The organism is Micromonospora sp. LOL_021 (assembly GCF_048060215.1).
Lineage (GTDB): Bacteria > Actinomycetota > Actinomycetes > Mycobacteriales > Micromonosporaceae > Micromonospora_E.
The window spans coordinates 29,420-50,048 of record NZ_JBHMIN010000026.1 but is presented as its reverse complement, the minus strand read 5'-3'; the positions used below and the strand labels follow the sequence as shown (position 1 = coordinate 50,048).

21 protein-coding genes are annotated in these 20,629 nt (G+C 70.5%); 7 read left to right on the top strand and 14 right to left on the bottom strand.

Going from position 1 to position 20,629, the window contains the following annotated elements:
• Window positions 1-4: 4 nt before the first annotated feature.
• Both ACFHWT_RS18005 and ACFHWT_RS18000 read right to left on the bottom strand, forming a co-directional pair.
• The gene (locus ACFHWT_RS18005; protein WP_416595825.1) at window positions 5-1,000 is read right to left on the bottom strand and encodes an enediyne biosynthesis protein; all 996 of its coding nucleotides are present in this window, start codon (window positions 998-1,000) and stop codon (window positions 5-7) included.
• On the bottom strand, window positions 997-2,904 hold the full coding sequence (locus ACFHWT_RS18000) for a CRTAC1 family protein (protein ID WP_416595859.1): 1,908 nt from the start codon (window positions 2,902-2,904) through the stop codon (window positions 997-999). The genes ACFHWT_RS18005 and ACFHWT_RS18000 overlap by 4 nt, the downstream gene beginning before the upstream one ends.
• Window positions 2,905-3,424: 520 nt before the next feature.
• Between ACFHWT_RS18000 and ACFHWT_RS17995 the strand changes: the two genes are divergently transcribed.
• Window positions 3,425-3,739: a hypothetical protein gene (locus ACFHWT_RS17995; protein ID WP_416595823.1), complete on the top strand. Its 315-nt coding sequence runs from the start codon at window positions 3,425-3,427 to the stop codon at window positions 3,737-3,739.
• A 206-nt stretch (window positions 3,740-3,945) separates the two neighbouring features.
• On the top strand, window positions 3,946-5,499 hold the full coding sequence (locus ACFHWT_RS17990; protein ID WP_416595822.1) for an NAD(P)-binding domain-containing protein: 1,554 nt from the start codon (window positions 3,946-3,948) through the stop codon (window positions 5,497-5,499).
• A 54-nt stretch (window positions 5,500-5,553) separates the two neighbouring features.
• Here the strand turns inward: ACFHWT_RS17990 and ACFHWT_RS17985 are convergent, their stop codons facing one another.
• The 3 genes from ACFHWT_RS17985 to ACFHWT_RS17975 form a co-directional block, all read right to left on the bottom strand.
• Window positions 5,554-6,153, bottom strand: a complete 600-nt coding sequence (locus ACFHWT_RS17985) for a nitroreductase family protein (protein WP_416595858.1) — start codon at window positions 6,151-6,153, stop codon at window positions 5,554-5,556.
• 149 nt (window positions 6,154-6,302) lie between these two features.
• The gene (locus ACFHWT_RS17980; RefSeq protein ID WP_416595820.1) at window positions 6,303-7,304 is read right to left on the bottom strand and encodes a carboxylate-amine ligase; all 1,002 of its coding nucleotides are present in this window, start codon (window positions 7,302-7,304) and stop codon (window positions 6,303-6,305) included.
• A 175-nt stretch (window positions 7,305-7,479) separates the two neighbouring features.
• Complete coding sequence (locus ACFHWT_RS17975; protein WP_416595818.1) at window positions 7,480-8,646, bottom strand: M20/M25/M40 family metallo-hydrolase; 1,167 nt, start codon at window positions 8,644-8,646, stop codon at window positions 7,480-7,482.
• 194 nt (window positions 8,647-8,840) lie between these two features.
• Here ACFHWT_RS17975 and ACFHWT_RS17970 point away from each other — a divergent pair, with 194 nt between their 5' ends.
• Entirely contained in the window at window positions 8,841-9,386 is a 546-nt protein-coding gene (locus ACFHWT_RS17970; RefSeq protein WP_416595817.1) for a carboxymuconolactone decarboxylase family protein, read from the top strand.
• A gap of 41 nt (window positions 9,387-9,427) precedes the next feature.
• Here the strand turns inward: ACFHWT_RS17970 and ACFHWT_RS17965 are convergent, their stop codons facing one another.
• Window positions 9,428-10,333 (bottom strand): hypothetical protein, encoded by a 906-nt coding sequence (locus ACFHWT_RS17965; RefSeq protein ID WP_416595816.1) that lies wholly within the window; start codon window positions 10,331-10,333, stop codon window positions 9,428-9,430.
• A gap of 181 nt (window positions 10,334-10,514) precedes the next feature.
• Between ACFHWT_RS17965 and ACFHWT_RS17960 the strand changes: the two genes are divergently transcribed.
• The 3 genes from ACFHWT_RS17960 (at window position 10,515) to ACFHWT_RS17950 (ending at window position 13,159) form a co-directional block, all read left to right on the top strand.
• Entirely contained in the window at window positions 10,515-11,360 is an 846-nt protein-coding gene (locus tag ACFHWT_RS17960; RefSeq protein ID WP_416595815.1) for a maleylpyruvate isomerase N-terminal domain-containing protein, read from the top strand.
• 155 nt (window positions 11,361-11,515) lie between these two features.
• On the top strand, window positions 11,516-12,775 hold the full coding sequence (locus tag ACFHWT_RS17955) for an extracellular solute-binding protein (RefSeq protein WP_416595814.1): 1,260 nt from the start codon (window positions 11,516-11,518) through the stop codon (window positions 12,773-12,775).
• A gap of 33 nt (window positions 12,776-12,808) precedes the next feature.
• Window positions 12,809-13,159, top strand: coding sequence for a hypothetical protein (locus ACFHWT_RS17950; protein ID WP_416595813.1), 351 nt, complete (start codon window positions 12,809-12,811; stop codon window positions 13,157-13,159).
• A gap of 12 nt (window positions 13,160-13,171) precedes the next feature.
• Here ACFHWT_RS17950 and ACFHWT_RS17945 read toward each other — a convergent pair whose 3' ends face one another.
• Window positions 13,172-13,855 (bottom strand): DsbA family oxidoreductase, encoded by a 684-nt coding sequence (locus ACFHWT_RS17945; protein WP_416595811.1) that lies wholly within the window; start codon window positions 13,853-13,855, stop codon window positions 13,172-13,174.
• 345 nt (window positions 13,856-14,200) lie between these two features.
• Here ACFHWT_RS17945 and ACFHWT_RS17940 point away from each other — a divergent pair, with 345 nt between their 5' ends.
• The gene (locus tag ACFHWT_RS17940; protein WP_123603638.1) at window positions 14,201-14,902 is read left to right on the top strand and encodes a helix-turn-helix transcriptional regulator; all 702 of its coding nucleotides are present in this window, start codon (window positions 14,201-14,203) and stop codon (window positions 14,900-14,902) included.
• A 29-nt stretch (window positions 14,903-14,931) separates the two neighbouring features.
• Here ACFHWT_RS17940 and ACFHWT_RS17935 read toward each other — a convergent pair whose 3' ends face one another.
• The 7 genes from ACFHWT_RS17935 to ACFHWT_RS17905 all read right to left on the bottom strand — a co-directional run bounded on the left by ACFHWT_RS17935 (window position 14,932) and on the right by ACFHWT_RS17905 (window position 20,224).
• Window positions 14,932-15,204: a hypothetical protein gene (locus tag ACFHWT_RS17935; protein ID WP_416595810.1), complete on the bottom strand. Its 273-nt coding sequence runs from the start codon at window positions 15,202-15,204 to the stop codon at window positions 14,932-14,934.
• 101 nt (window positions 15,205-15,305) lie between these two features.
• Window positions 15,306-15,818 carry a hypothetical protein gene (locus tag ACFHWT_RS17930; protein ID WP_416595809.1) on the bottom strand — a complete coding sequence of 171 codons (513 nt, stop codon included), beginning with the start codon at window positions 15,816-15,818 and terminating at the stop codon, window positions 15,306-15,308.
• An 89-nt stretch (window positions 15,819-15,907) separates the two neighbouring features.
• A complete protein-coding gene (locus ACFHWT_RS17925) occupies window positions 15,908-16,861 on the bottom strand; it encodes a hypothetical protein (RefSeq protein ID WP_416595807.1) in 954 nt (317 codons plus the stop codon).
• Window positions 16,858-17,244 (bottom strand): hypothetical protein, encoded by a 387-nt coding sequence (locus ACFHWT_RS17920; RefSeq protein ID WP_416595806.1) that lies wholly within the window; start codon window positions 17,242-17,244, stop codon window positions 16,858-16,860. The genes ACFHWT_RS17925 and ACFHWT_RS17920 overlap by 4 nt, the downstream gene beginning before the upstream one ends.
• Window positions 17,245-17,288: 44 nt before the next feature.
• A complete protein-coding gene (locus tag ACFHWT_RS17915) occupies window positions 17,289-18,155 on the bottom strand; it encodes a hypothetical protein (protein ID WP_416595805.1) in 867 nt (288 codons plus the stop codon).
• Window positions 18,156-18,317: 162 nt separating this feature from the next.
• On the bottom strand, window positions 18,318-19,346 hold the full coding sequence (locus tag ACFHWT_RS17910; RefSeq protein ID WP_416595804.1) for a hypothetical protein: 1,029 nt from the start codon (window positions 19,344-19,346) through the stop codon (window positions 18,318-18,320).
• Window positions 19,343-20,224 (bottom strand): hypothetical protein, encoded by an 882-nt coding sequence (locus ACFHWT_RS17905; RefSeq protein WP_416595803.1) that lies wholly within the window; start codon window positions 20,222-20,224, stop codon window positions 19,343-19,345. The genes ACFHWT_RS17910 and ACFHWT_RS17905 overlap by 4 nt, the downstream gene beginning before the upstream one ends.
• Between the last annotated feature and the right edge of the window lie 405 nt (window positions 20,225-20,629).

The window sequence follows — 20,629 nt, the reverse complement described above, 5'->3', positions numbered from 1 at the left end:
TTCCTCACGCCGTCGCGCCGGCCACCGGCGCGGCGGCGGGTGCCACCGCCGCCTGCTGCTGGGCGCGCTTGCGCAGGTGGACCATCCACCAGTAGATGCCGCGGGCGCCGCAGACCACGACGACGGCGAAGAACAGCGTGTAGACGACGTTGAACAGCATCAGTACGCCGTAGACCATGGCCACCGACGACCCGAACATGAACTGGTGGATCGGCTTGACCGGGGTGGTCCCCGGGTCGGTGATCATGTAGTTGGTGAACAGCACGAACGCCACCCCGGCCATCACGCCGAGCGCGGAGAACAGCGCCACGTCCCAGATCCAGTGCCGCAGCAGCGCCTGGATGGCGAAGCCGCCCAGCCAGCCGACGATCAACGCCACCTTGCGGGTCAGCATGGCGTTGATCACCGTACCGGCGGTGACGATGATGATCGGGATCATGATCCGGAAGAAGGTGTTGGCACCCTCGGTGAACTGGTACGGCGGGGCGATCGAGATCCACGAGCCGAAGCAGACCAGGGCCACGGTGATGCCCAGGTTGGACGGGTTCATGTAGTGCCGCATCCGGCCGTACACCGGGGCCTGGAAGACGTACTTGCCGGTGACCCCGACGATCACCGCGAAGGCGATCGGCAGGAACATGTCGTTGGCGTACAGCAGCATGTTGCAGGCCAGCGCGGTGATGTGGGCAGGCAGCAGGAACTCGTACATGCCGCGTCCGCCGCGCCCGGTGTACCGGGGTGCCCGCTGCTGCATCCGGGCGCTGAAGGTCTCGAAGACCAGCTCGGTGGCGTAGCCCACCAGCACCGCCAGGATCGGCCACAGCCACGGCTGCTCGAAGCCCAGGACGGTGTACCCGAGGATGTTGAACACGGTCATCGAGATGGCGAAGTTGCGCAGCGCCAGGTAGCGGCGGTCCGGCTCCTTCGCCGCCGGCGCGGGTGGGCCGGCGGGGGCCGTCGTCGTGCCGACGGTCTGTTGGCGTTCGGCGGTCGTGGTCATCGGTTCGGAACCTCCTGGACACGGTCGGTCAGCACGAGGGTGTGCGTGCCGGCCGACAGCTGCTGGGTGGTGCTGTGCAGATCGCCGTCGAGGTCACGCCAGCGCAGGTCGACGGTGACCGGGCCGGTGGCGTCGCCGAGTCCGAGGTGGACATCGAAGCTGCGTTTGCCGCCGTGGCCGCTGCCGCCGTCGAGCTGGGAGACCTGCCGGCGTCCGTCTGCGGTGGTGACCGTGACGGTGGCGCCGTAGGCCGGCGTACCGGGCAGGTCGGCGTCGGTGCCGTCCAGCGTCGGCCGGTACAGCCGCAGGTTGAGGTAGTCGCCGAGGTCCGGTGCCTCGTTGGTGTAGAACGCCGGGGCGGCCCACTGCCGGGCCACGGCCAGGTCGAGCGCGCCGGTCGCCCGGGTGTCGGCGGTGGCGATGCCGCGGGTCGGGATCGGCACGTCCAGGCCGAGCTGCTCGGTGATGTTGGTGAACTCGCCGCTGTCGGTCCGGGCGAAGAAGGCGAGCGGCTGGTGACCGGCGATGTCGTCGCCGGGCTGCATGTTCGGCCACATCGCCGGGTTGGACAGCAGGTTGTCGTTGGACATCGCCATCTCCTGCAGCCACGGCCACCGGTCGATGTCGCCCTTGACGAAGCCGAGCGTCTGCACGACCTCCAGGTCACCGTCGTTGCGGAAGTCGGCGAACTTCACGTCCCAGCCCCAGCCGCTCCAGGCCAGGCCGAGCGGCCGGGCCTGCTGGATGAACGGCGCGGTACCGGCGGAGAGACTCTGCAGGGCCTCCTCCTCGGAGCCGGCCTGGTTCACCCAGACGAAGTTGCTCTCCTCCAACCCCCAGGCGGTGGTGATGTTGGAGACCACCATGTCGAAGCTGCCGTTGGCGTCCAGGTCGCCGAAGTCGACGCCCATCCCCTTGAACGAGTCCTTGCCCAGCTGGAACGACTTCGGCGTACCGTGGCTGCGCTCGCCGTACACCGCCTCGAACTTGATCCGACCCGGCCGGGAGACGTTGTGCAGCAGGGCGTCGAAGGTGAAGTCGTTCGCCACGTACATGTCCGGCAGGCCGCGACCGGTCAGGTCGGCGGAGCTCAGCGCCAGGGTCCAGCCGGTGCTCTTGGCGAACGGGACCGCGCCGCGCTCCGGCACGAACGTCACCGACGGCGTTTCACCGGAGGTCGCCGCGTGCCAGCGCAGCACCTGCAGCCCGCCGCCGTTGGTGGCGGTGGAGAGCGAGTCGTTCATCTCGACGTTGTCCTGGCCGTCCGGGTCGAGCACGTCGGACTCGGGGAAGTAGTTGCCGATCACCACGTCCGGCTTGCCGTCACCGTCGAAGTCGTTGACCGTGGCGGCGTTGGTGTGCCACTTCGGACCGTGGTAGCGGCCGTCCGGCGAGTCCTGCGGCAGGATCTCCTGCCGGTGGTACGCGTCGTTGGCGGGCAGCTCGGTGCCGGCCTTGCGCAGGAACATGATCGGCACCCGGCCCCAGTAGGTCACCATGATGTCCATCCGGCCGTCCAGGTTGTAGTCACCCGGTACGCAGCCCATCGGCGCCATCGTGTGGTCGATCGGCAGCGGTGCCGGGTCGAGCAGGAACGGCTCGAACCGGTCGGCGGCCGGTGCGGTCGGCGCGTAGGTGACCACCACCTCGTTGGTCCGCACGTCGACGAAGCACAGGCTGTTGGCCACCCCGTGGCCGGTCAGGTCGTTGACGGCGATGCTCGCGCCCACCGAGGAGATCCAGGACCGGATCTTGTGGTACGACTCGTTGACCTCACGGATGTTCCGTTTAGGTAGTTGGTCGTAACCTTCCGGATAGTCGATCTCATGCTCGGTGAACCGGTACTTTTGGGCAACCTCGTCAGCGCCGGCCACCGACACGCGAGCGTCGATGACGAAGAACATCACGACGAGAAGTAAAATCGCCGTTATTCCGGGGCTGATCGAGCGCAGGCGTTGACCCAGCACGGTCTGGTCTCCTTACTGCGGGAACCATCGGCTGTTGTCCAGGCCGACGGAGTTGACAGGGCGGACGTCGTTGCCGCAACGCCGATCCGATGAATTTCCGGAAATGGCGTGCGGTGAACGGGAGCCCTCGTGGCTCCCGGCTCGCCGGGGATCCTCCTGATGCCGAGGGTGGGTGGATATGGGGAGGCCGCGCGGCACGGTCGGCCACCGGGATCATCGTCCGACGGCCGTACGGTGCAGCGCTTCTTTCACATTGCCTCCGGTGATTCGTTGCATTCTCGGGATCTGTCACAATCCGTCGCCGATCCGACCGGGCCGAAAGACGGCAATATTGCGAAACCCTCGGCGACGGGAGCTGGCTAGCCTGAGTGAGGTGTCGCATGACGCGTCATCCGGACACCGTGCACCGTCGTATTGCGGTCGGCTGTCCGGCTCACCGCGCAGAGAAGGAGCCGTCGTGTCTGTCGAGGGATTCTGGAAGGTCGCCGTGTCCACCCCATTGGGTACCCGGCACACCGTGCTCGAACTGTTCACCAAGGACGGTGTGCTGCAGGGGATCTCCCGCGGGGAGAAGGAGGAACTGGTCCTGCAGGACCTGCAGTTGGCCGGCGACCGGTTGTCCTGGTACCAGTCGATCACCAAGCCGATCCGGATGAACCTGCTGTTCGACGTGGTGGTGAACGGTGACGAGCTGTCCGGCACCGCGAAGGGCGGCCCGATGCCGCCGGCGAAGGTCAGTGGCCGGCGCGAGCCAGCGACCCAGGCGGCCTGACCTCGGCCGCGGCAGCCCGGGCGCCCGGCCCGTCCACCACGGCCGGGTTTCCGGGCGCCCCGGGTCGTCCACCGTGGCCCGGGGATCGGATTCCTCGGCCGGGCCGCGCAACCGCCCCTCGGGCGGTCGTCGATGATCCGTACGACCGTTTGACTTATGCGCATTCATCATAAAAAGTCATGGATATTCCGACCGGGGAGAGATCCATGACCGACGTGCCGCCCGCGACCACCCACCACCGGTATCTGATCGTCGGCGCCGGCCCGGCCGGGCTACAGCTCAGCTACTACCTGCAGCAGGCCGGCAGTGACTACCTCACACTGGAGCGATCCGACGCTCCCGGGGAGTTCTTCCGGCGGTTCCCTAGACACCGCGGCCTGATCTCGCTGAACAAGGTGCACACCGTCAGCGCCGACCCGGAGATCCGACTCCGCTGGGACTGGAACTCGCTGCTGCACGAGCCGTTCGAACTGCCCTTCTCCGACTACAGCCGGGAGTACTACCCGAGCGCCGACGACCTGGTCCGCTACCTGGCCGACTTCGCCCGGCACCACCGGCTGGCGATCCGGTACGGCGTCGGCGTCGAGCGGGTCGAGAAGACCGACGACGGCTTCGTGGTGTCCGCCGGTGACCAGACCTACAGCTGCGAATGCCTGGTCGTGGCCACCGGCTGGGGCCGGCCGAACATCCCCGACGTAACCGGTATCGAACACGCGGTCGGCTACGAGGCGATGAGCACCGACCCGGCGGACTACACCGGCCACCGGGTGCTGATCCTCGGCAAGGGCAACTCGGCGTTCGAGACCGCCTCGGCGATCCTCGGCCACGCCGCCATGGTGCACCTGGCCAGCCCTCGGCCGATGCGGCTGGCCTGGAACACCAAACACCCCGGGGACGTACGCGGCCACCACGGCGCGGTGCTGGACAGCTACCAGCTCAAGACGCTGCACTCGGTGCTGGACTGCGTCGTCGACGAGATCCGCCCGGTCGGCGACCGCTACGAGGTGCACCTCACCTACACCCACGCCGACGGCGAGACCGCGGTGATGGAGTACGAGTCGGTGCTGCGCTGCACCGGCTTCGCCATGGACACCTCGATCTTCGGTGCCGGTGCCAGTCCGAAGCTGGTCCCCAGCGGCCGGATGCCGGCCACCGACCCGGACTGGCAGTCGGTCGACGTCGACGGGCTCTACTTCGCCGGCACCGTGGCCCAGGACCGCGACTTCAAGAAGGCATCCTCGGCGTTCATCGACGGGTTCCGGTACAACCTGCGGACCCTGACCGCGCTGCTGCGCGAGCGGTACGAGGCGGCGCCGCTGGGCTTCGACAAGGTCTCCGCCGACGCCGACTCGCTGACCCGGGCGGTGCTGGACCGGGTGAACTGGAGCTCGGCGCTGTGGACCCAGTTCGAGTTCCTGGTCGACGCCCTGGTCGTCGACCAGGCGACCGGTCACGTCCGGCACTACCACGACCTGCCGGAGGACTACGCGGTACGCCGATTCGGCAGCGAGAGCCACTACTACACGTTCGGGCTGCGGTGGGGGCGGGACGACTATCCGGACGTCTTCTCGATCGAACGCCACCCGCAGCCCGACCGGGCGTCCGAGAGCGCCTTCATCCACCCGGTGGTGCGCCGCTACCGGGGCGGCGAACTCGTCGAGGAGCTGCACCTGCTGGAGGACCTGCTGGCCGAGTGGCGTCGACCGGACCGGCACGTCCAGCCGCTGACCCGGTTCTTCGCCGCCGACCTGGACCGCTGACCCTGCGGGAAACCCGCCGTCCTCGCCGTCCGCCCGGCCCGGTACCACTGCGGCCTACCGGCGGACCAGGACTTCGGACAGCGGCTTGCGGGTCAGCTGCGGCACGGTCACCCCGGCCGCCGGGTAGCCGACCGGCATCACCACGCAGGCCCGTTCCTCGGCGGGGCGGTCGCAGATCTCGTTGAGGAACTTCATCGGGCTGGGCGTATGGGTGAGGGTGGCCAGCCCGGCCAGGTGCAGCGCGGTGATCAGCACCCCGGTGGCGATGCCGACCGACTCCTTGACGTAGTACGGCCTGGGCGAGTTGGGGCCCCGGTGCACCTCGAACACCACGATGACCACCGGGGCGGTCTCCAGGAACGGCTTCTGCCAGTCGGTGCCCATCGGGGCCACCGCCCGCAGCCACTCGGCGGACGCCCGGCGCGTGTAGAACTCCAGCTCCTCCGCCTCGGCGGCCTGACGCAGCCGGCGCTTGCGCTGCGGGTCGGTGACCACCACGAACCGCCACGGCTGCAGGTTCGCGCCGCTGGGCGAGCAGGCCGCCGCCCGTACCGCGTCCTCGATGACCTCCAGCGGCACCGGGTCGGGCGCGAAGTGCCGCACCGAGCGGCGGCTGGCCATCTGGTCGGCGAACCGGCGGGCGGTGGCACCCATCGCGACCGGGTCGAGCCGGTCGAGATGGAACGGGACCGTCGCGACGTTCTGCACGGGGACCTCCAGGACCGGTCGGGCTGTCCCTCAAGGATCACCCACCGCGGGCCGCGATGGTTGCCCCGGATTGCCGTTGTCCCGTACCTCCCGGGTCAGCTGGCGGTGCACTCGGCCAGGTAGTCGACGACGGCGGCCAACCCACCCGGCCGCCGCGCGGCGAGCCGCTGCCGGCGGGCGCCGGTGCCGTCGGCGAGCAGCCGGTCCACCCCGTCGACCACCATCCGGTGGGCGCGCTGGGCGTGCAGCTGCGGCTCCATTGCCGCGACCAGGTCACCGACCAGGTCAGCGGTTGGCCGGAGCCGACCGGTGGCCGGGTCCAGGCCCGCGCCGTCCAACCCGTCGCGCGCCGCCCGCCAGTACGCCACCCGCAGCAGTTCGTCCGGTACGTCGGGCGCGGGCACACCCTGCTCGACCAGCGCCGACAGTCGGGTCACCAGGGCGCGGACCACGGCCGCGTACAGCGCGGTCTCCTCGACGGTGAGCGCGGCGTCGGCGACCCGGACCTCCACGGTCGGGCTGTGCTCGGACGGGCGGACGTCCCAGAAGATGGTGCCCCGGTCGACCAACGCGCCGGCGGCCAGCAGCGAGTCCACCACCCGGTCGTAGTGGGCGGCCGAGTCGAACTTCGGCGGGGGACCGGCCACCGGCCAGCGTGGCCAGGTCATCGCCCGCCAACTGGCGTAGCCGGAGTCCCGGTTGTCCCAGAACGGCGAGTTCGCCGTGAGGGTCAGCAGCACCGGCAGGTACGGCCGCAGATGGTTGCCGACCTGCACCGCCCGCTCCCGGTCGGGCATCTCCACATGTACGTGCAACGCGCAGATGGCGAGGTCGTCGTGCAGGCCGCGGAACGTCTCGACGCCCCGGTCCTGCCGTGGACCGGTGGTGATCGGCGGCGGCACCGGTCCGGCGACGGCGGCCGAGCCGGTGGCCACCAGCCGCAGTCCGCGCTCCCGGGCGCACCCGCCGGCGACCTTGCGGGCCTCGGCCAGCTGCGCGGCCAGCTCGGTGTGCCCGGTGCACGGCTCGGTACGGGTCTCCACCTGCAGCGGGGTGATCTCGCCGGCCACCCGACCGGGCAGCCGGGGGGGCGGCACCGGCGACGACCTCGACGGCGCGCGGCACCGGGGCCCGGGTGACCGCGTCGACGACGAGGAACTCCTCTTCCACCCCGAACCGGGGGGCGCTGTCCGGCTGGCGGCTGGTCGGACTCATGGCGGCGTGGACCTCCACGGCTGGCTCGACGTCGGCCGCGGTCCGGCCGTCCGGAGCCTAACCGGTGGGCGCGTGGTCCCGTGCCGTCGAAAGTGCACTAAGCCGATGATCGTCCAGAATGTCGATCATCATCGCAGCCAGCAATGCCGTCCTGTCCGACATCTGTGACAGGTCCGCCCATTCACTACGGGCGTGCGACCCGCCGCCGACCACCCCCAGCCCGTCCAGGGTGGGTACGCCCATCGACCCGGTGAAGTTCGCGTCCGACGCGCCCGGAGCGCGTACCCCGACCAACGGCGGCAGCCCCATCCGCCGGCCGACCCGCTGGGCCACCTCCAGCAGCGGCACCGCCACCGACTCGGGCAGCGGGTACCGGTTCACCCCACCGTCGACGTCGAGCGTGGCCTCGGCCAGCCGCGCCGGCAACGCCCGGATCATCCGGTCCACCCGGTGCAGTTCGTCGCGGGTCCAGGCCCGCACGTCGACACTGAACTCGGCGGACTCCGGCACCTGGTTGGTCATGACGCCGCCGTGCAGCACGGTGGGCGTGACCGTGGTTCCGTCGGCGGCCAACGACCGTACCGCCAGCACCTGGTGGGCCAGCTCGACCGCCGCGTTCACCCCACGGTGCGGCTCCACGCCGGCGTGCGCGGACCGGCCATGGACGGTGATCCGGTAGACCGAACCGCCCTTGCGGGCCACCTTGAGCCCACCGTCCTCACTGCTCGGCTCGCCGACGAGCACCACCCCGGACCGGCCGGCCTGCTGCTCGATCAACGGCCGGGAGGTCGGCGACCCGCTCTCCTCGTCGCAGGTCAGCAGCAGCCCGACGCGGGACGGGTCGGGCAGCAGCGCCAGCGCGCCGAGCAGCTGCACGATCCCGCCCTTCATGTCGCAGACGCCCGGACCGGTGGCGATCCGGCCGGACACGGTGAACGGCCAGTCGGTGACGGTGCCCGCCGGCCAGACCGTGTCGTAGTGGCCGAGCAGCAGCACCTGCTGATCGGCGGCCGGCCAGAGCAGGTGCGGCAGCCCGTCGCGGATGATCCGCCGGGCCGGTCGGCCGAGCACCTCGCTGCCCCAGGTGTCGAGCAGGTCGGCGCAGTCGTGCAGCAGCCGTACCGCGCCGGGCGGTGACTCGGCGGCCACCAGTGTGCCGAGTCGCCGTACCATTTCCGCTGCCCGGTCCTGTGCTGCGCGTCGGACCGTTTCCAAGTCAGCCATGCGGCGATCGTGGCACCGGCCTTGCACCAGCGGCAATCCGCTAGCGTGCCCACCTCGTCGCTGTACGTGTCCATCCTGGGTGGTGCGACCGACCGGGCACTTTGGAAGAACCGCGGCGGCCGGCGGCCCGGCATCATCCCCTGTGGGACCGTGCCGCCGACCGGCGGCGGCCGACCGCCGCAGGAGGCTGCCGGATGGCGTACATCGATCTTGGTCTGGACGAGACGGAGCACCCGGGGATCACCGGCCTGTTCCGGTACCGGCCGGAGACCGCCGCACCGCTCGGCGCGCTCGCCGAGGTGCTGCTGCACGCGCCGCACCCGACGCTCAGCCCGGGAGAGCGCGAGCTGATCGCCGCGTACGTGTCCGAGCGCAACGAGTGCTCGTTCTGCTCCGCGTCGCACTCGGCGTTCGCCGCCGAGCAACTCGACGGCGGGATGCCGATGGTGCGGGCGGTACAGGCGGATGTCGACGGCGCCGCGGTCACGCCGAAGCTGCGCGCCCTGCTGAAGATCGCCGGCGCCGTCGCGCACAGCGGCCGCGCCGTCGACGCCGCGCTGGTCGACGCCGCCCGGGCGGCCGGCGCCACCGACCTGGAGGTCCACGACACGGTGCTGATCGCGGCGGCGTTCTGCATGTTCAACCGCTACGTGGACGGACTCGGCACGGTGCTGCCGGCCGACCCGGGCGTCTACGCCGAGCGGGCGCAGCAGGTGGCCGCCAACGGATACGGCGGCTGACCCTGCGCGGGCGTCAACCGGTCACCGCGGCCGCCGGTAGGTCAGCGGCTGTTGTACGGCATGGTGGGGAACCAGCCGTAGTCGAACATTGCCGGCAGCCGCACGTCCCAGTAGACGACCATGAAGACACCGAGCGCGATCAGCAGCCCGCCGGTGACCGCGGCGGTCCGGGCCGGGTCGGTGGCCAGCCACCGGATCAGCCCGCCCCGGGTGACCACGACGAGCAGCGCGAACACCGCCGACACGATGACGATGTTGCCCAGCGACTGCAGGATGAACGCGCCCGCGCCGTACAGTGGATTGCCGCTGTCCACCGCCCAGACGAACAGCTTGTTGAACAGCGGGTACGGCCGGCCGATCAGGAAGCCGCCGACGAGCGCGCCGAGGGTGACCACCCGGGCCACCGGGCGGCGGGCGAACGGATCCGGCAGTACGCCGATCGCGGCCAGCCCGAGGTAGGCGAAGGCCAGCCCGATCAGCCCGAAGACCACCATCGACTGGATCAGGCGTACCGGCAGCCCGCCGACCGAGCCGGTGGACAGCTGCGGCAGCCGGTCGCCGATCAGCACCCCGATGAAACCGTACGCTCCGGCGACGGCGACCATGCCGAGGGTGAGCCAGCCGATCGGCCGCAGCAGGCTGCGCAGCCCGGCGCGGGTCGCCGCGCCGCCGCTGGCCTGGCTCATCGGACCGATCGACGCGGCCATCGCCACGTTGCAGGCGGTGAAGGTGCCGGCCAGCCCGGTCACGAACGCGAACACCAGGCCGGCGACGGTGCCGCCGATCGCGGTCGCCTTGGCGTCGTGGCCGAGCAGCGCGTTCGCGACGTTGTCGCCGATCACGTGGTCGACGAAGTCGTACGACCAGAGCACCGCGAGCAGCACTCCGGCCGCGGCACCGATCAGCGCGATCCGGGTCCGGGAGGCCGGGGCCGGGTAGCCGGACACCGGTGGGATGGTCTGTGGGTGTGGAGATTCACTCCTGGAGATAGTCATGCGCCGATCATTTGTGCGGCGGACGCTGCTGTCCTCTCAGATCTTGCCCCGCTTGGTGCCGTTCGGCGCGGATGACGCCCAAGACGGCAATCCGCGACAAGTCAGCGGCACCGGCAACGGCGAGGATTGAGCCATGCCGGTCACCTCGGATCAGTGGCGGTGCGCCGCCACCTCTGCTCCAGACGTGTTACGACGGCTGCTCACCCTGGTGGACGGTGTGCCCGCCGACCATCCGGTGACCGCCCACTGGAGCCTCGCGGACACCATGGCCCATCTGGCCACCATCACCGCGATGGACATCGCACTGGTCACCGGTGGCGTACCGAATCTGCCGGTGCCGGAGATCAATGAGCTGCGGGCGACGACGACGGTCGACACCGTCGCCGAGATGAACCGGCGGGTGCTGGCACGGTTCACCGAACGCGACGTAACGGCGTTGTCGGCCCGGTTGCACGCCGACGTCGCGGAGCTGACCCGGCTGGCCGACGCGGCCGACCCGGACCACGAGGTGAGCTGGCTCGGTGCCGCCCAGCTGCCGGTCGCCGGCCTCTACTCCCATCTGCTCAACGAGATGAACGTCCACGCCTGGGACATCGCCCGGTCGGTCGGCGGACGCTGGCACACCGACCCGCACCAGGCGGCGCTGTTCGTCGACGTCTTCCTGGCCGGTGTCACCCGGTGCGGCTACGGCCGGCTGCTCGACCACGACCGGCCGGTCCGCGCCGGGCGGATCTCGGTGACCTTCCACCCGCGTACCGGTGGCCCGACCACCCTGGCCCTGGTCGACGGTCGGGTGCTGCTGGAGCCGGTCGACCCGAGGCCGGACGTACGGCTGCGCTACGACCCGGCGACGTTCAACCTGATGCTGTTCGGCCGGGTGGGTCGGCTGCGGGCGGCGCTCGGCCGCAACGTGGCGGTCGGCGGTCGGCGGCCGTGGCTGCTACCCACGTTCATGTCGACGATGCGACTGCCGTCCTGACGTCAATAGGTCCTGACGTGGATCCGTCGCAGTCGTCCTGACCGCGCCGCGTAACAGCCTTGACGCAGAAGCGTAGTGTGACGTACACAACCATCGCTGTTTGTCGATCATGGTGAAAGTCACCGCGATCGGCCGCGCGGAGGGAGTGTACGCCCATGTCGGACCAGGCGCCGTACAGCCGGCGCTCGTTTCTCAGTGGAGTGATCGCCACCGGGACCCTGGCGGCGGTCGCCACCTACGCGGCCCCCGGCGGCCGGCTGCAGTCGCGGGTCGAGCTGCGACTGTCCACAGGAGCGGACCCGACCGGAGCCCGCGACCTGCTGGTGAGCATGTGGAACGAGACCAACCCGCAGACCATCGTGCGGGTCGACCCGATCGACAGCGGCTCCGGCGACGAACGCCAGATCATGCTGGAGAAGGCGACCGTCGGCGAGGCCGACCTGCTCAACCTCGACATCGTCGATGTGCCCGAGTTCGCCACCAAGGGCCTGATCGAGAAGATCCCGCCGACCGGCGGGCGGCAGCTGATCACCCCCCTCGACGAGGTCAGCCGGGTGCCCGACGAACCCGGCGTGTACTGGGCCGCGCCGTTCAACACCGACGTCGGCATGCTGTTCACCCGGCTCGACGGTGACTCCACCGAGGCACCGCCCCGCCGGCTGCCCGATCTACTCGCCACGATCCCGGACGGGTCGCAGCAGTTCGTCGGCCAGCTACGCCCCAGCGTTTCGACGTTCTACGAGGCGTTCGTGGTCAACGTCCTGGAACACGCCGTTGCCGAGCGGCCCGCCGTACTGAAGCCACTGGGTACGCCCGGCGCCGAGCGGCCCGCCGACCGGATCTCCACCGACGTCGAGCTGTGGAAGGCTGCGCTGCAGCCGTTGAAGGACGCGATCGACGCCGGGAAGGTGCTGACGTCCGGCGGCGAGCCCGAGTCACTCGAGGCGTTCGGCGCGGCCGACTCCACGATCCGGTACCTGCGCAGCTGGCCGGTCGAGTACCGCAAGCTGCAACTGGCCGGCAACCGGGACGTGGCGACCGGACGGATCCGGGTCGACCCGCTCAGCCAGGGCATCCTCGGCGGCCAGAGCCTGGCCGTCGTCGCCGGTTCGCGCTACGTCGACCGCGCCCTGGCGTTCATCTCGTTCGCCACCAGCGAAGGCGCGCAGAAGATCCTCGCCTCGCACGGCATCGCGCCGACCGCGATCGGCGCGTACAACGACCCGAACCTGCGGGCCTCGATCCCACATCTGGTCAGAGTGCGCGAGGCGGTGGAGAACTCGCTGCCCCGGCCGGTGCACCCCGGCTACCGGCGGTTCTCCGACGTGGTCAAGGACCACGTCGAACGGTTTCTCTACGAGGACCAGGACCTGTCGCCACAGTTCACCACGGGAATGACCAGTGCGCTGGCCTGACCGAGGTGGCGGCACGATCCGGAGAGGTACGTCGTGCAGATAGAACCATGGCACGTCCCGCTGCTGGTGATGGCGGGCATCATCGTGCTCGAACTTCTCGCCGTCCTGGTGCTCCGCGACGCCGGCCCGGCGGTACGGCAGTTCCTGCGCACCGCCGGCCTCGGCGCGCTCGCCCTGGTGCTGCTGGTCGTCGTGGTGGTCAGCATCGGCCCGTCGCTGGCCGACCAGCTGGCCAGCGTCGCCGCCGCGATCGCCGGTATCGCCGCGCTGTGGCTGACCTACCGGTCACACCGGCCATCGGCCCCGCCGCCGGCGGTGGCCCAGCGGGCCGCCACGGCGGAGCCCGGCGGTGAGGACAGCCGCGACCGCCAACAGGCGAGCTGACCCGCCCGTGGGCTACACCGCCGCGCTGTGGGCGGTGCGCAGTGCGGACGCGAACGTCTCGACCGGCTGAGCCCCGGAGATCCCCCACCGGTCGTTCAGCACGAAGAACGGCACCCCGGTGGTGCCCAGCCGGCGAGCGGCCCGGGCGTCGGCGGCGACCTCGGCGGCGTACCCGTCGCCGTGGACCACCTGCTCGGCGGCGGCCCGGTCCAGGCCGACCTCGACGGCGAGCCGGACCAGGGTCTGCGGGTCGTCCAGCACCGCGGCTTCGGCCAGATGCGCCCGCATCAGCCGCTCGTGCAGCGGCCCGCCGAGCCCGTTAGCCGAGGCGAACTGGTTCAACCGGTGCGCGTCGAAGGTGTTCACCGCGACCGCGCGGTCCAGTGCGTAGGTCAGGCCCTCGGCGGCGGCCAACTCGCTGACCCGCTGGGTCATCGCCCGGACCTGGGCCGCTGACCCGCCGGTCCGGCGGGCCAGCATCTCGGGCACCGGCAGCGGCTCACCGTGCGTGGGGTCCAGCTGGAAGCTGCGCCAGCGCACCTGCACCCGGTCGGCGTGCGGGAACTGCTCCAACGCGGTGTGCAGCCGTCGCTTGCCGATGTAGCACCACGGGCAGATCACGTCGGACCACACGTCGATCCGGACCAGGGGGGTGGCGGCGGAGTCGGCCCGGCCGCCCGTCGTGGAGGTCGTCATCGTCACCTTCCAGGCCCGGGTTGGTCCCGCCGAGGGTATCCGGGTGCCGGGCCGCCGCCGGGACAACGTGCGAGACACCCTCGTTGGTGACACCCTTCGGCACACATTTCCGGGGTACTGCCCAGTAACAGGTGGAGCGACCGGCGTTCGGCTGACACGATGACGGCGCATCAGGTGGGTGTGCGTCGACCGACTGAGCCATGTGCGGTGAGTTGTCTGTCGACTACAGTGCGCAATAACCGGGCGTGAAGTGGGAACAACCGGGCCCAAGCAAGCAACAACCGGGCCGAAGCAAGCAATAAATGGACTGCCGAATGAGCAGTCGAGCCGGGCAACGTACCTTTTGTGGAGACTGCCAGCATCACCAGCGTTGCCCGTACGGAACCCGGCCTGGCAGCCGGCGCCGACCCCGACCTGATCGGTGGGCTCCGGCTCCGGCCCGACGCCCGGGCCCTGCAGCTCGACCGGTACGGCCGGGTGGTGCGCGTCTCGGCCGGCCTGACCCGGTGGATCGGCTGGTCGGGCGCGCAGCTCGCCGGACGTCCGTTCGAGCTGGTGCTGCACCCGGACCGGCGGGCCTGGTTCCGCCACCGGTTCAGCATCCTGCTGACCGACGCGTACCCGCATTTCGTCGGCCTGGCCGAGGTGACCACCACCGACGGCCGCCTCGCCTCCAGCCACATCACCGCCGTGGCGGTACGCGGGACGGAGCCGCCGGCCGACTCGGTGCTGGTGCTGCTCACCCCGGAGAACCGGGTACGCCGCCCGCAGCTGACCGAGGTCGGTGCCCGGGTGCTGGAAGGGCTCGCCGGCGGCGCCTCGACCGCCGAGCTGGCCGCCAGCCTGCACCTGAGCCGCAAGGGCGTCGAATACCACGTGACCGCGCTGCTGCGCCAGGCGCGGGTGACCAACCGGACCGCGTTGGTCGCCTGGGCGTACCACTGCGGGGTCCTGGTGCCCGGCAGTTGGCCGCCCCGGCTGGCGCCCGAGGCCCGGGAGCAGGTCCGCCCGCGCGCCCGGACCTCAGCCGCCGCCCAGCACGCGTAGGCCGGCAGCGCCGACGGTCGCGGCCCGGCTCAGCGCCGGCCCGGCGGTGCCAGCGGTGAATAGCGGATCCGCGGCCCCGGCGGCTGCTTCGCTCGGGTCTGCTTCGGGTGGCGGGCGGCCCGGTGCCGCATCAGCAACCAGACGCCGAGGCCGCCGAGCAAGGCCCCCATCAGGACCGCCAGCACCAGCCGCACCGTGCCGCCGAAGACGATCTGCCCGAGCGCCGCCCCGACGATCCACCGGGCGACCCACGCGCCGACCGTCGACTCCGTGACCGAACTGGTGTCCGCTGCAACCGGCATGACGCCTCCCCTGACCACGGTATCGATCCTTGGCGTTCCCGTGCAGGGCCGGCGGAAACCATGTCGGCAACTTGACGGCGGTCACACCCCTGCTGGCCGGACTATCCGGCCGTACCGTAGATGGTGTCCTTCAAGGAACGGACCTGGGCAAACTGGTCGCGGATCAGTGCGGTGGCGGCCTGCTGCACGCGTACGGAGAATTCGTCCTCCCGGAACCGGCGCAGGCTGCCCGGCACGATCCGCACCGTCCAGTCCCGCATCCCGCGTACCTCGATCTGCACCGAACCGTCGTCGGATCGGCCTTCGGCGACGATCCCGCCCCGGGCCGCCTGGTAGTCGACGTCGCGCGGCCCGACCGGCGGGTCCTCGCCGGACACCGCAGTGCCGAGCGCCTCGCTGACCGCCGCCCAGTACGCCTTCATCCTGCCCGCCCACAACAGCCGGCCCAACCCGGCCAGTTGCTGCTCGACATAGCGTTCGTCCAGCCACTGGTAGCGGCCAGCGGCGAAGGTGACCCGTACGCAGTCGCGGCCGCGCAGCTCACCGGAGATCGCGCCGCCCGGCGCGTCCGCGGTCACGTGCATGTTGTCGAGCCGATCTGCCAGCAGTCCCACGATCCGTTCCCCAGTCTGTGTCGTCGAAGTGGGTGTGTGGAGAGTCGTTGTGGATGGTCGAGCCAAACGGCCGAGGTGGGCGGTCGCCGTCAGGTCGAGTAGCCCATGAACAGCGGCCCGGTCACGTTGGACTGGGTCGCGTCGGCCAGCGCCGGCCGTTTCGCTACGAAGCTGTCCCGCTGCTGCGCCACGGCCTGGCAGCAGCTGGTGAGCGCGTTGGCGATCTTCTGCTCCTGCTCGGCGATGTAGCCGTGCAGCAGCCGGATGGCGTCGCGCATCGAGTCGACGACCGCCGGTGCCGTCTCACCCTGGAACCGGACCGCCGGTGGGTCGTCGGGCACGCCGGCAGCCGCCACCTGTGACGTGGCCCCGACAGCAGTCAACCCCAGCGAGAGCCCGAAGCTGACCGGGGCGAGTGCCACACCGGTCACCGCCGCCACCGACGACACCACGGTGAAGGTCATCACCCACTCGTTCTTGCCGCAGTCGTCCATCCGGTCCAGCGCGGTGATCGTGTCGTGGGCGATCTTGTCGATGTCGTCGCGCGCCCGGACCCAGATCTCCCGCTCCGCGTCCAGCGCCGCCCGGAGAACCGCGATCCCCATGAACTGGTTGTGAACGATCGACGGGAACGGGGAGATGAAGTTGCTCTTGAACTCCATGGCGGCCCGACCCGTCCAGCTCTCGATGTGGCTCTCCGCGTCGAGCATCTCGTCGAGCCGCGGGTTCGCCGGATAGATGTTGCCACTGATCGGGTCCTCCGACACCGATCCCGATGACAGTTCCTCGATGGAGCGTCGGAGCTCGTTGAGTCGACCGTCGAACGCTGCCGGGTCGGGCATCTCGGCGAACGCCCGGAACAGCTCCGGAATGTCGCCGAACATCTGCTCGACCCGCTGGCGGGTCTCCTGCTCACCTTGCCACGGTGCCAGTTGCGGTTCACCGGCCAGGGCTGCCGGACGAGCCCCGGACTCGGTCAGCGCCTTCAACGTCGCCTGCTGCTGGATCTCGTACGCGTGCTGCATCAAGTTGTCGAAGCTCATCCGATGTCGGCCCTCGGCTCGCCGTTGACCTCCAGCAACCGGGCGAACTCACTGGCCGCGTCATAGTCGGTACGGGCGTACTCGACGGTGGCGACGCAGAGCGCGTCCGCCGTCGCCTCGATGTTGTCGGCCGTGTCGTGGCAGATCTTCGCCAGGAGGTCGTGCAGCTCGACCCACGGTTGGTACGCCGGACCGTACGGCACCCCGGGCAGGTTGCCCGAGCGGACGAATGCTCCGGCGACGCCGATGGCGGCAGCATCGAGGGCGTCACCGGCCGCCGAGTAGACCGCTGCCACGGTGGGAAGATTGTCCCGGCCGGCACGCCAGAGCCCGTACAGGTCCGCGCCCAACCTCGTGCCGCTGTTGGGCTCACTGTTCGTCACGTGATCCTCCATCTGCCCGTCGAGTGGCCGACCCTGCCAGCCGGTTAGTTGAAGGGAGCTGCCGTCGACCACCCCGGCGATCTGGGCGCGGGGCCGAAGTCGCAGTAGGGGTAGCTCTCGGTCAGGGAGTCGTCGAATTCAGCCGGTACGCTGCGGATGACGTCGGTCCGCTGCTCTGCCTGGTTCGGGTCGCATCGGCCGGGTCCTTTGTCGCCGCTGATGCTGCCGCCGACGATCTGGCCGGTAGTGTCCCGGAAGATGGTGCCGACGCCCCGGGTGAACAGGCCGGTGCAGTACGGCGAGACCATCCGGTAGTACACGATCCCGCTGTGCGACTCCGCGTCGACGATGGTGGTGCGGTTGTGGGTGGTGGTGACCCCGGCGACCTGGTCCGGTCGGTGCTCGACCCAGGTGGTGGCACCGAGGGCGGTGTCCACCTCGACCTGGTCGGCGGCGCTGGCCGCTCCGTCGACGTACACGGCGGTGCCGACGCCGGACCGGGCACCGGGCAGCAGCAGCGGCACCTCCAGCAGCACCGTCCCGCCGCCGTCGCCGATCACGACGGTGTCGCCGGCACCGTCGAGTACGTCGAACGAGACCCGGGTGCGGTAGGCGACGTACCCGCTGGTGTTCTCGACGATGACCCCGATGCTCGCGGTCGCCGAGCCGAGTCGACGCACCGGTGGGACGACCGTCACGCCGGATTCGACGACCCGCAGCCCGCCGCCGTCAGGGGCCTCGGCGGACGGGCCGGCGGTGCCGGTGAGCGGGCCGTCGGGTGCCTCGATACAGGATGCTGCCGGGTCGGACTCCGAGTCGGGTGAGCAGGCGGCGGTGATAGCGACGGCCACGACCAGGACGACGGCGAGCGCCGCCGGCACGTATGGCCGGGGCCGGATCGATGCGGGCATGGCGCGCCTGTTCCCCACTCTTGAGCCGATGGACTGCCGCGGTTACCCCAACGTACTACATGGACACATTCCGTACGTGGTGCAGGGAGGTTGCGGTGACTCTAGGTGAGGATGATCAGTCTGCTGAGCTCCTGTCGCCAATCCGTCACTTTCCGGTACGGCTCAGTCGGCGAGCGCCTGCTGGCCCTGCCGCAACGCGGCAGCCATCGCATCCCGGTATCCGGACAGTTCGGCACCGTGCCGGTCGACCGCAGCGTCCAGCGCCTTCTCCCACGCCAGCCGCTGCGCCTCACGCAGGCCGGTCCGGTCGGCACATCCGGCGTCTGCGACGGCGAGCCCGATCTCCTTCTCCCGAGCCACCTCGGCCGGCCACGGGCCACCCTCCGGCACCCGGCCGCCGGGCCGTCCACCGATTGGGTGGTGGAAGTACTGGGCGAAGCGCCGGGCGTCGGCCGGGTCGAGCAGTTGCGGCTGGCCGGCCTGCTGGAGGCAGTCCGACCAGGCGGCCGTCGCCGAGGCCACCGTCGGATCGGCGGCGTAGCCGGCGCGCGCCGCCTCGTCGATCGCGGCCGCCGGGCTCGGCGGCGCGGCAACCTCGCCGTACACAACGGATCTGGCCTCGCCGACGCAGCCGCCGAGCGTCGGGTTGCCGGCGTCGTCGGTGAGGGTCTCGCCGTCGGCGGCGCCGGTCAGCGCCTCCAGGTAGCGGCGCTCCTCGGCCGGTGACGGCCAGGTGAACCGTTCAGTGGTGGCACCGGCACCGGCCTCGGCGTCGGCCTGGCCGGCGGTTTCTGCCGCTCGGATGCCGTACCCGTTCGCTTCTGCCTCGGCCAGCGTCGGTGACTGCTGCGGAGGCACGACCGCCGGCCCGGGAAGCCCGGCCGGGAGCTGCGCGGGAAACCGGTCGAGGCCAGCATCGCGCAGACACGCTTCGGTGAGCCGGCCGACGACGGCACGTACCTGCGGGTCCATCTCCAACGTGGCGGCGAGCAGCGGATGCTGGCCTGACATCGGATCGGCTCCGGCGGGCTGCCCGCCCGAACCGGCCGGCGGCTTGGCTGCCTCGTCGGATGTCGACGGCTCCGGTGAGCAGGCCACCAGCATCGCCAGTACGCCGACCATCGCGGCGGTGGGCAGCAGCTTGCCGAGGCGTTCGTGGTGCAGCATGTTCAGACCGTCTCCGTTGATCATTGTTGCGGGTCGTCAGGGGGCGCGCAGTGCTGGTAAACCTCGGTCCGGGTGTCGGCTGCGGCAGGCGGCAGACTGCTCGGCAGCAGCGTCGACCCGGGGTGCCGGCCGGGCAGGCAGGCGGACGGTGAGACGGTGCGGTCGAAGCCCCCGCCGACCACCGTGCCGGCGTCATCACGGAACACCGCGCTGGTGCCGACTGAGGTCCACTTTCGGCAGTACGGTGAGTGGACCTCGTAGGTGACCGTAGCGTCAATCTGGTCCGTACCGTGCCGCCGGGTCTCCAGATGCCGGGTGGTGATTCCGCCGGCCGTGGTTGCCGCAGCGTCTACGGCCGCGTCCCGGGTCGCATCTGGCGTGTCTGCGGTCGCCGTCGCGGTCCAGGTAGCGCCGGAGACGGTGGCGTTCACCCGGGCGACCTCGACCCGCTGGCCGTCCTCAGACCGGATCCAGAACTGGCTGCCCACGCCGACGCGTTCGCCGGGGAGGATGACCGGGATCTCCCGGGGTCGGTCGAGGATCGTAGTGAGGACTGCGGACTCACCCGCACTGTCGAGGACGTCGAAGGTCACCAGGGCACGATGCGCGGTGCGCGTACTGGTGATGGCGACGACGGCGCCGATGCTGACCATGGCGTTGCGGGTGATCGGCGCCGAGGTGCTGCCGAGCTGGGTGAAGCCGGACTCGACCACGTCGAGCCCGTTGCCGTCCGGCGGGGCAGTCGCTGTCGCTTTATCTGCCGCCGATGGTGTCGCTCGATCCGGCGGTCCGACGCACGGCGCGGTGGGGGTTGCGGTCGCGTCCGGCTGGCCCCGCATCTGCAAGGCGACCGCCGCACCGGCGGTCACCACCGCGACGAGCACCACTACGGACAGAGGCATGAGGATCTTTCGCCTTAGTCGGCTGGGATCAGGGGCATCCACGGTCGGTGTGGCCATGACGCGTACTCCCACTTTCCAATGCGGACTGAAGGCGGCTCTGCCACGGTACAGCCTGGTAACCGTCGATGCCGACCGCAGCGCGGCCGGCTGCTCGCCGCAGCCGGTCGCAGGTGCGGGTGGGCGGCGTGCCGCTCGTCATGGCCCCCGGGGCAGGTGTCGCTACAGTCTTGATGCCACAGGTGCATCAAGATGCAGCTGTGGCATCAACCCGATGGGCACACCGGCCCGGCGTCGGTAACGCTGCGTACAAGTCGATGTGCACCTTCGGTGAGAGCGGCTCATCTCTCCGGCTGGATCCGGGGTGCCGGGCCCGTGGTCGGGATCTACCGTCGGATCAGGAGATCG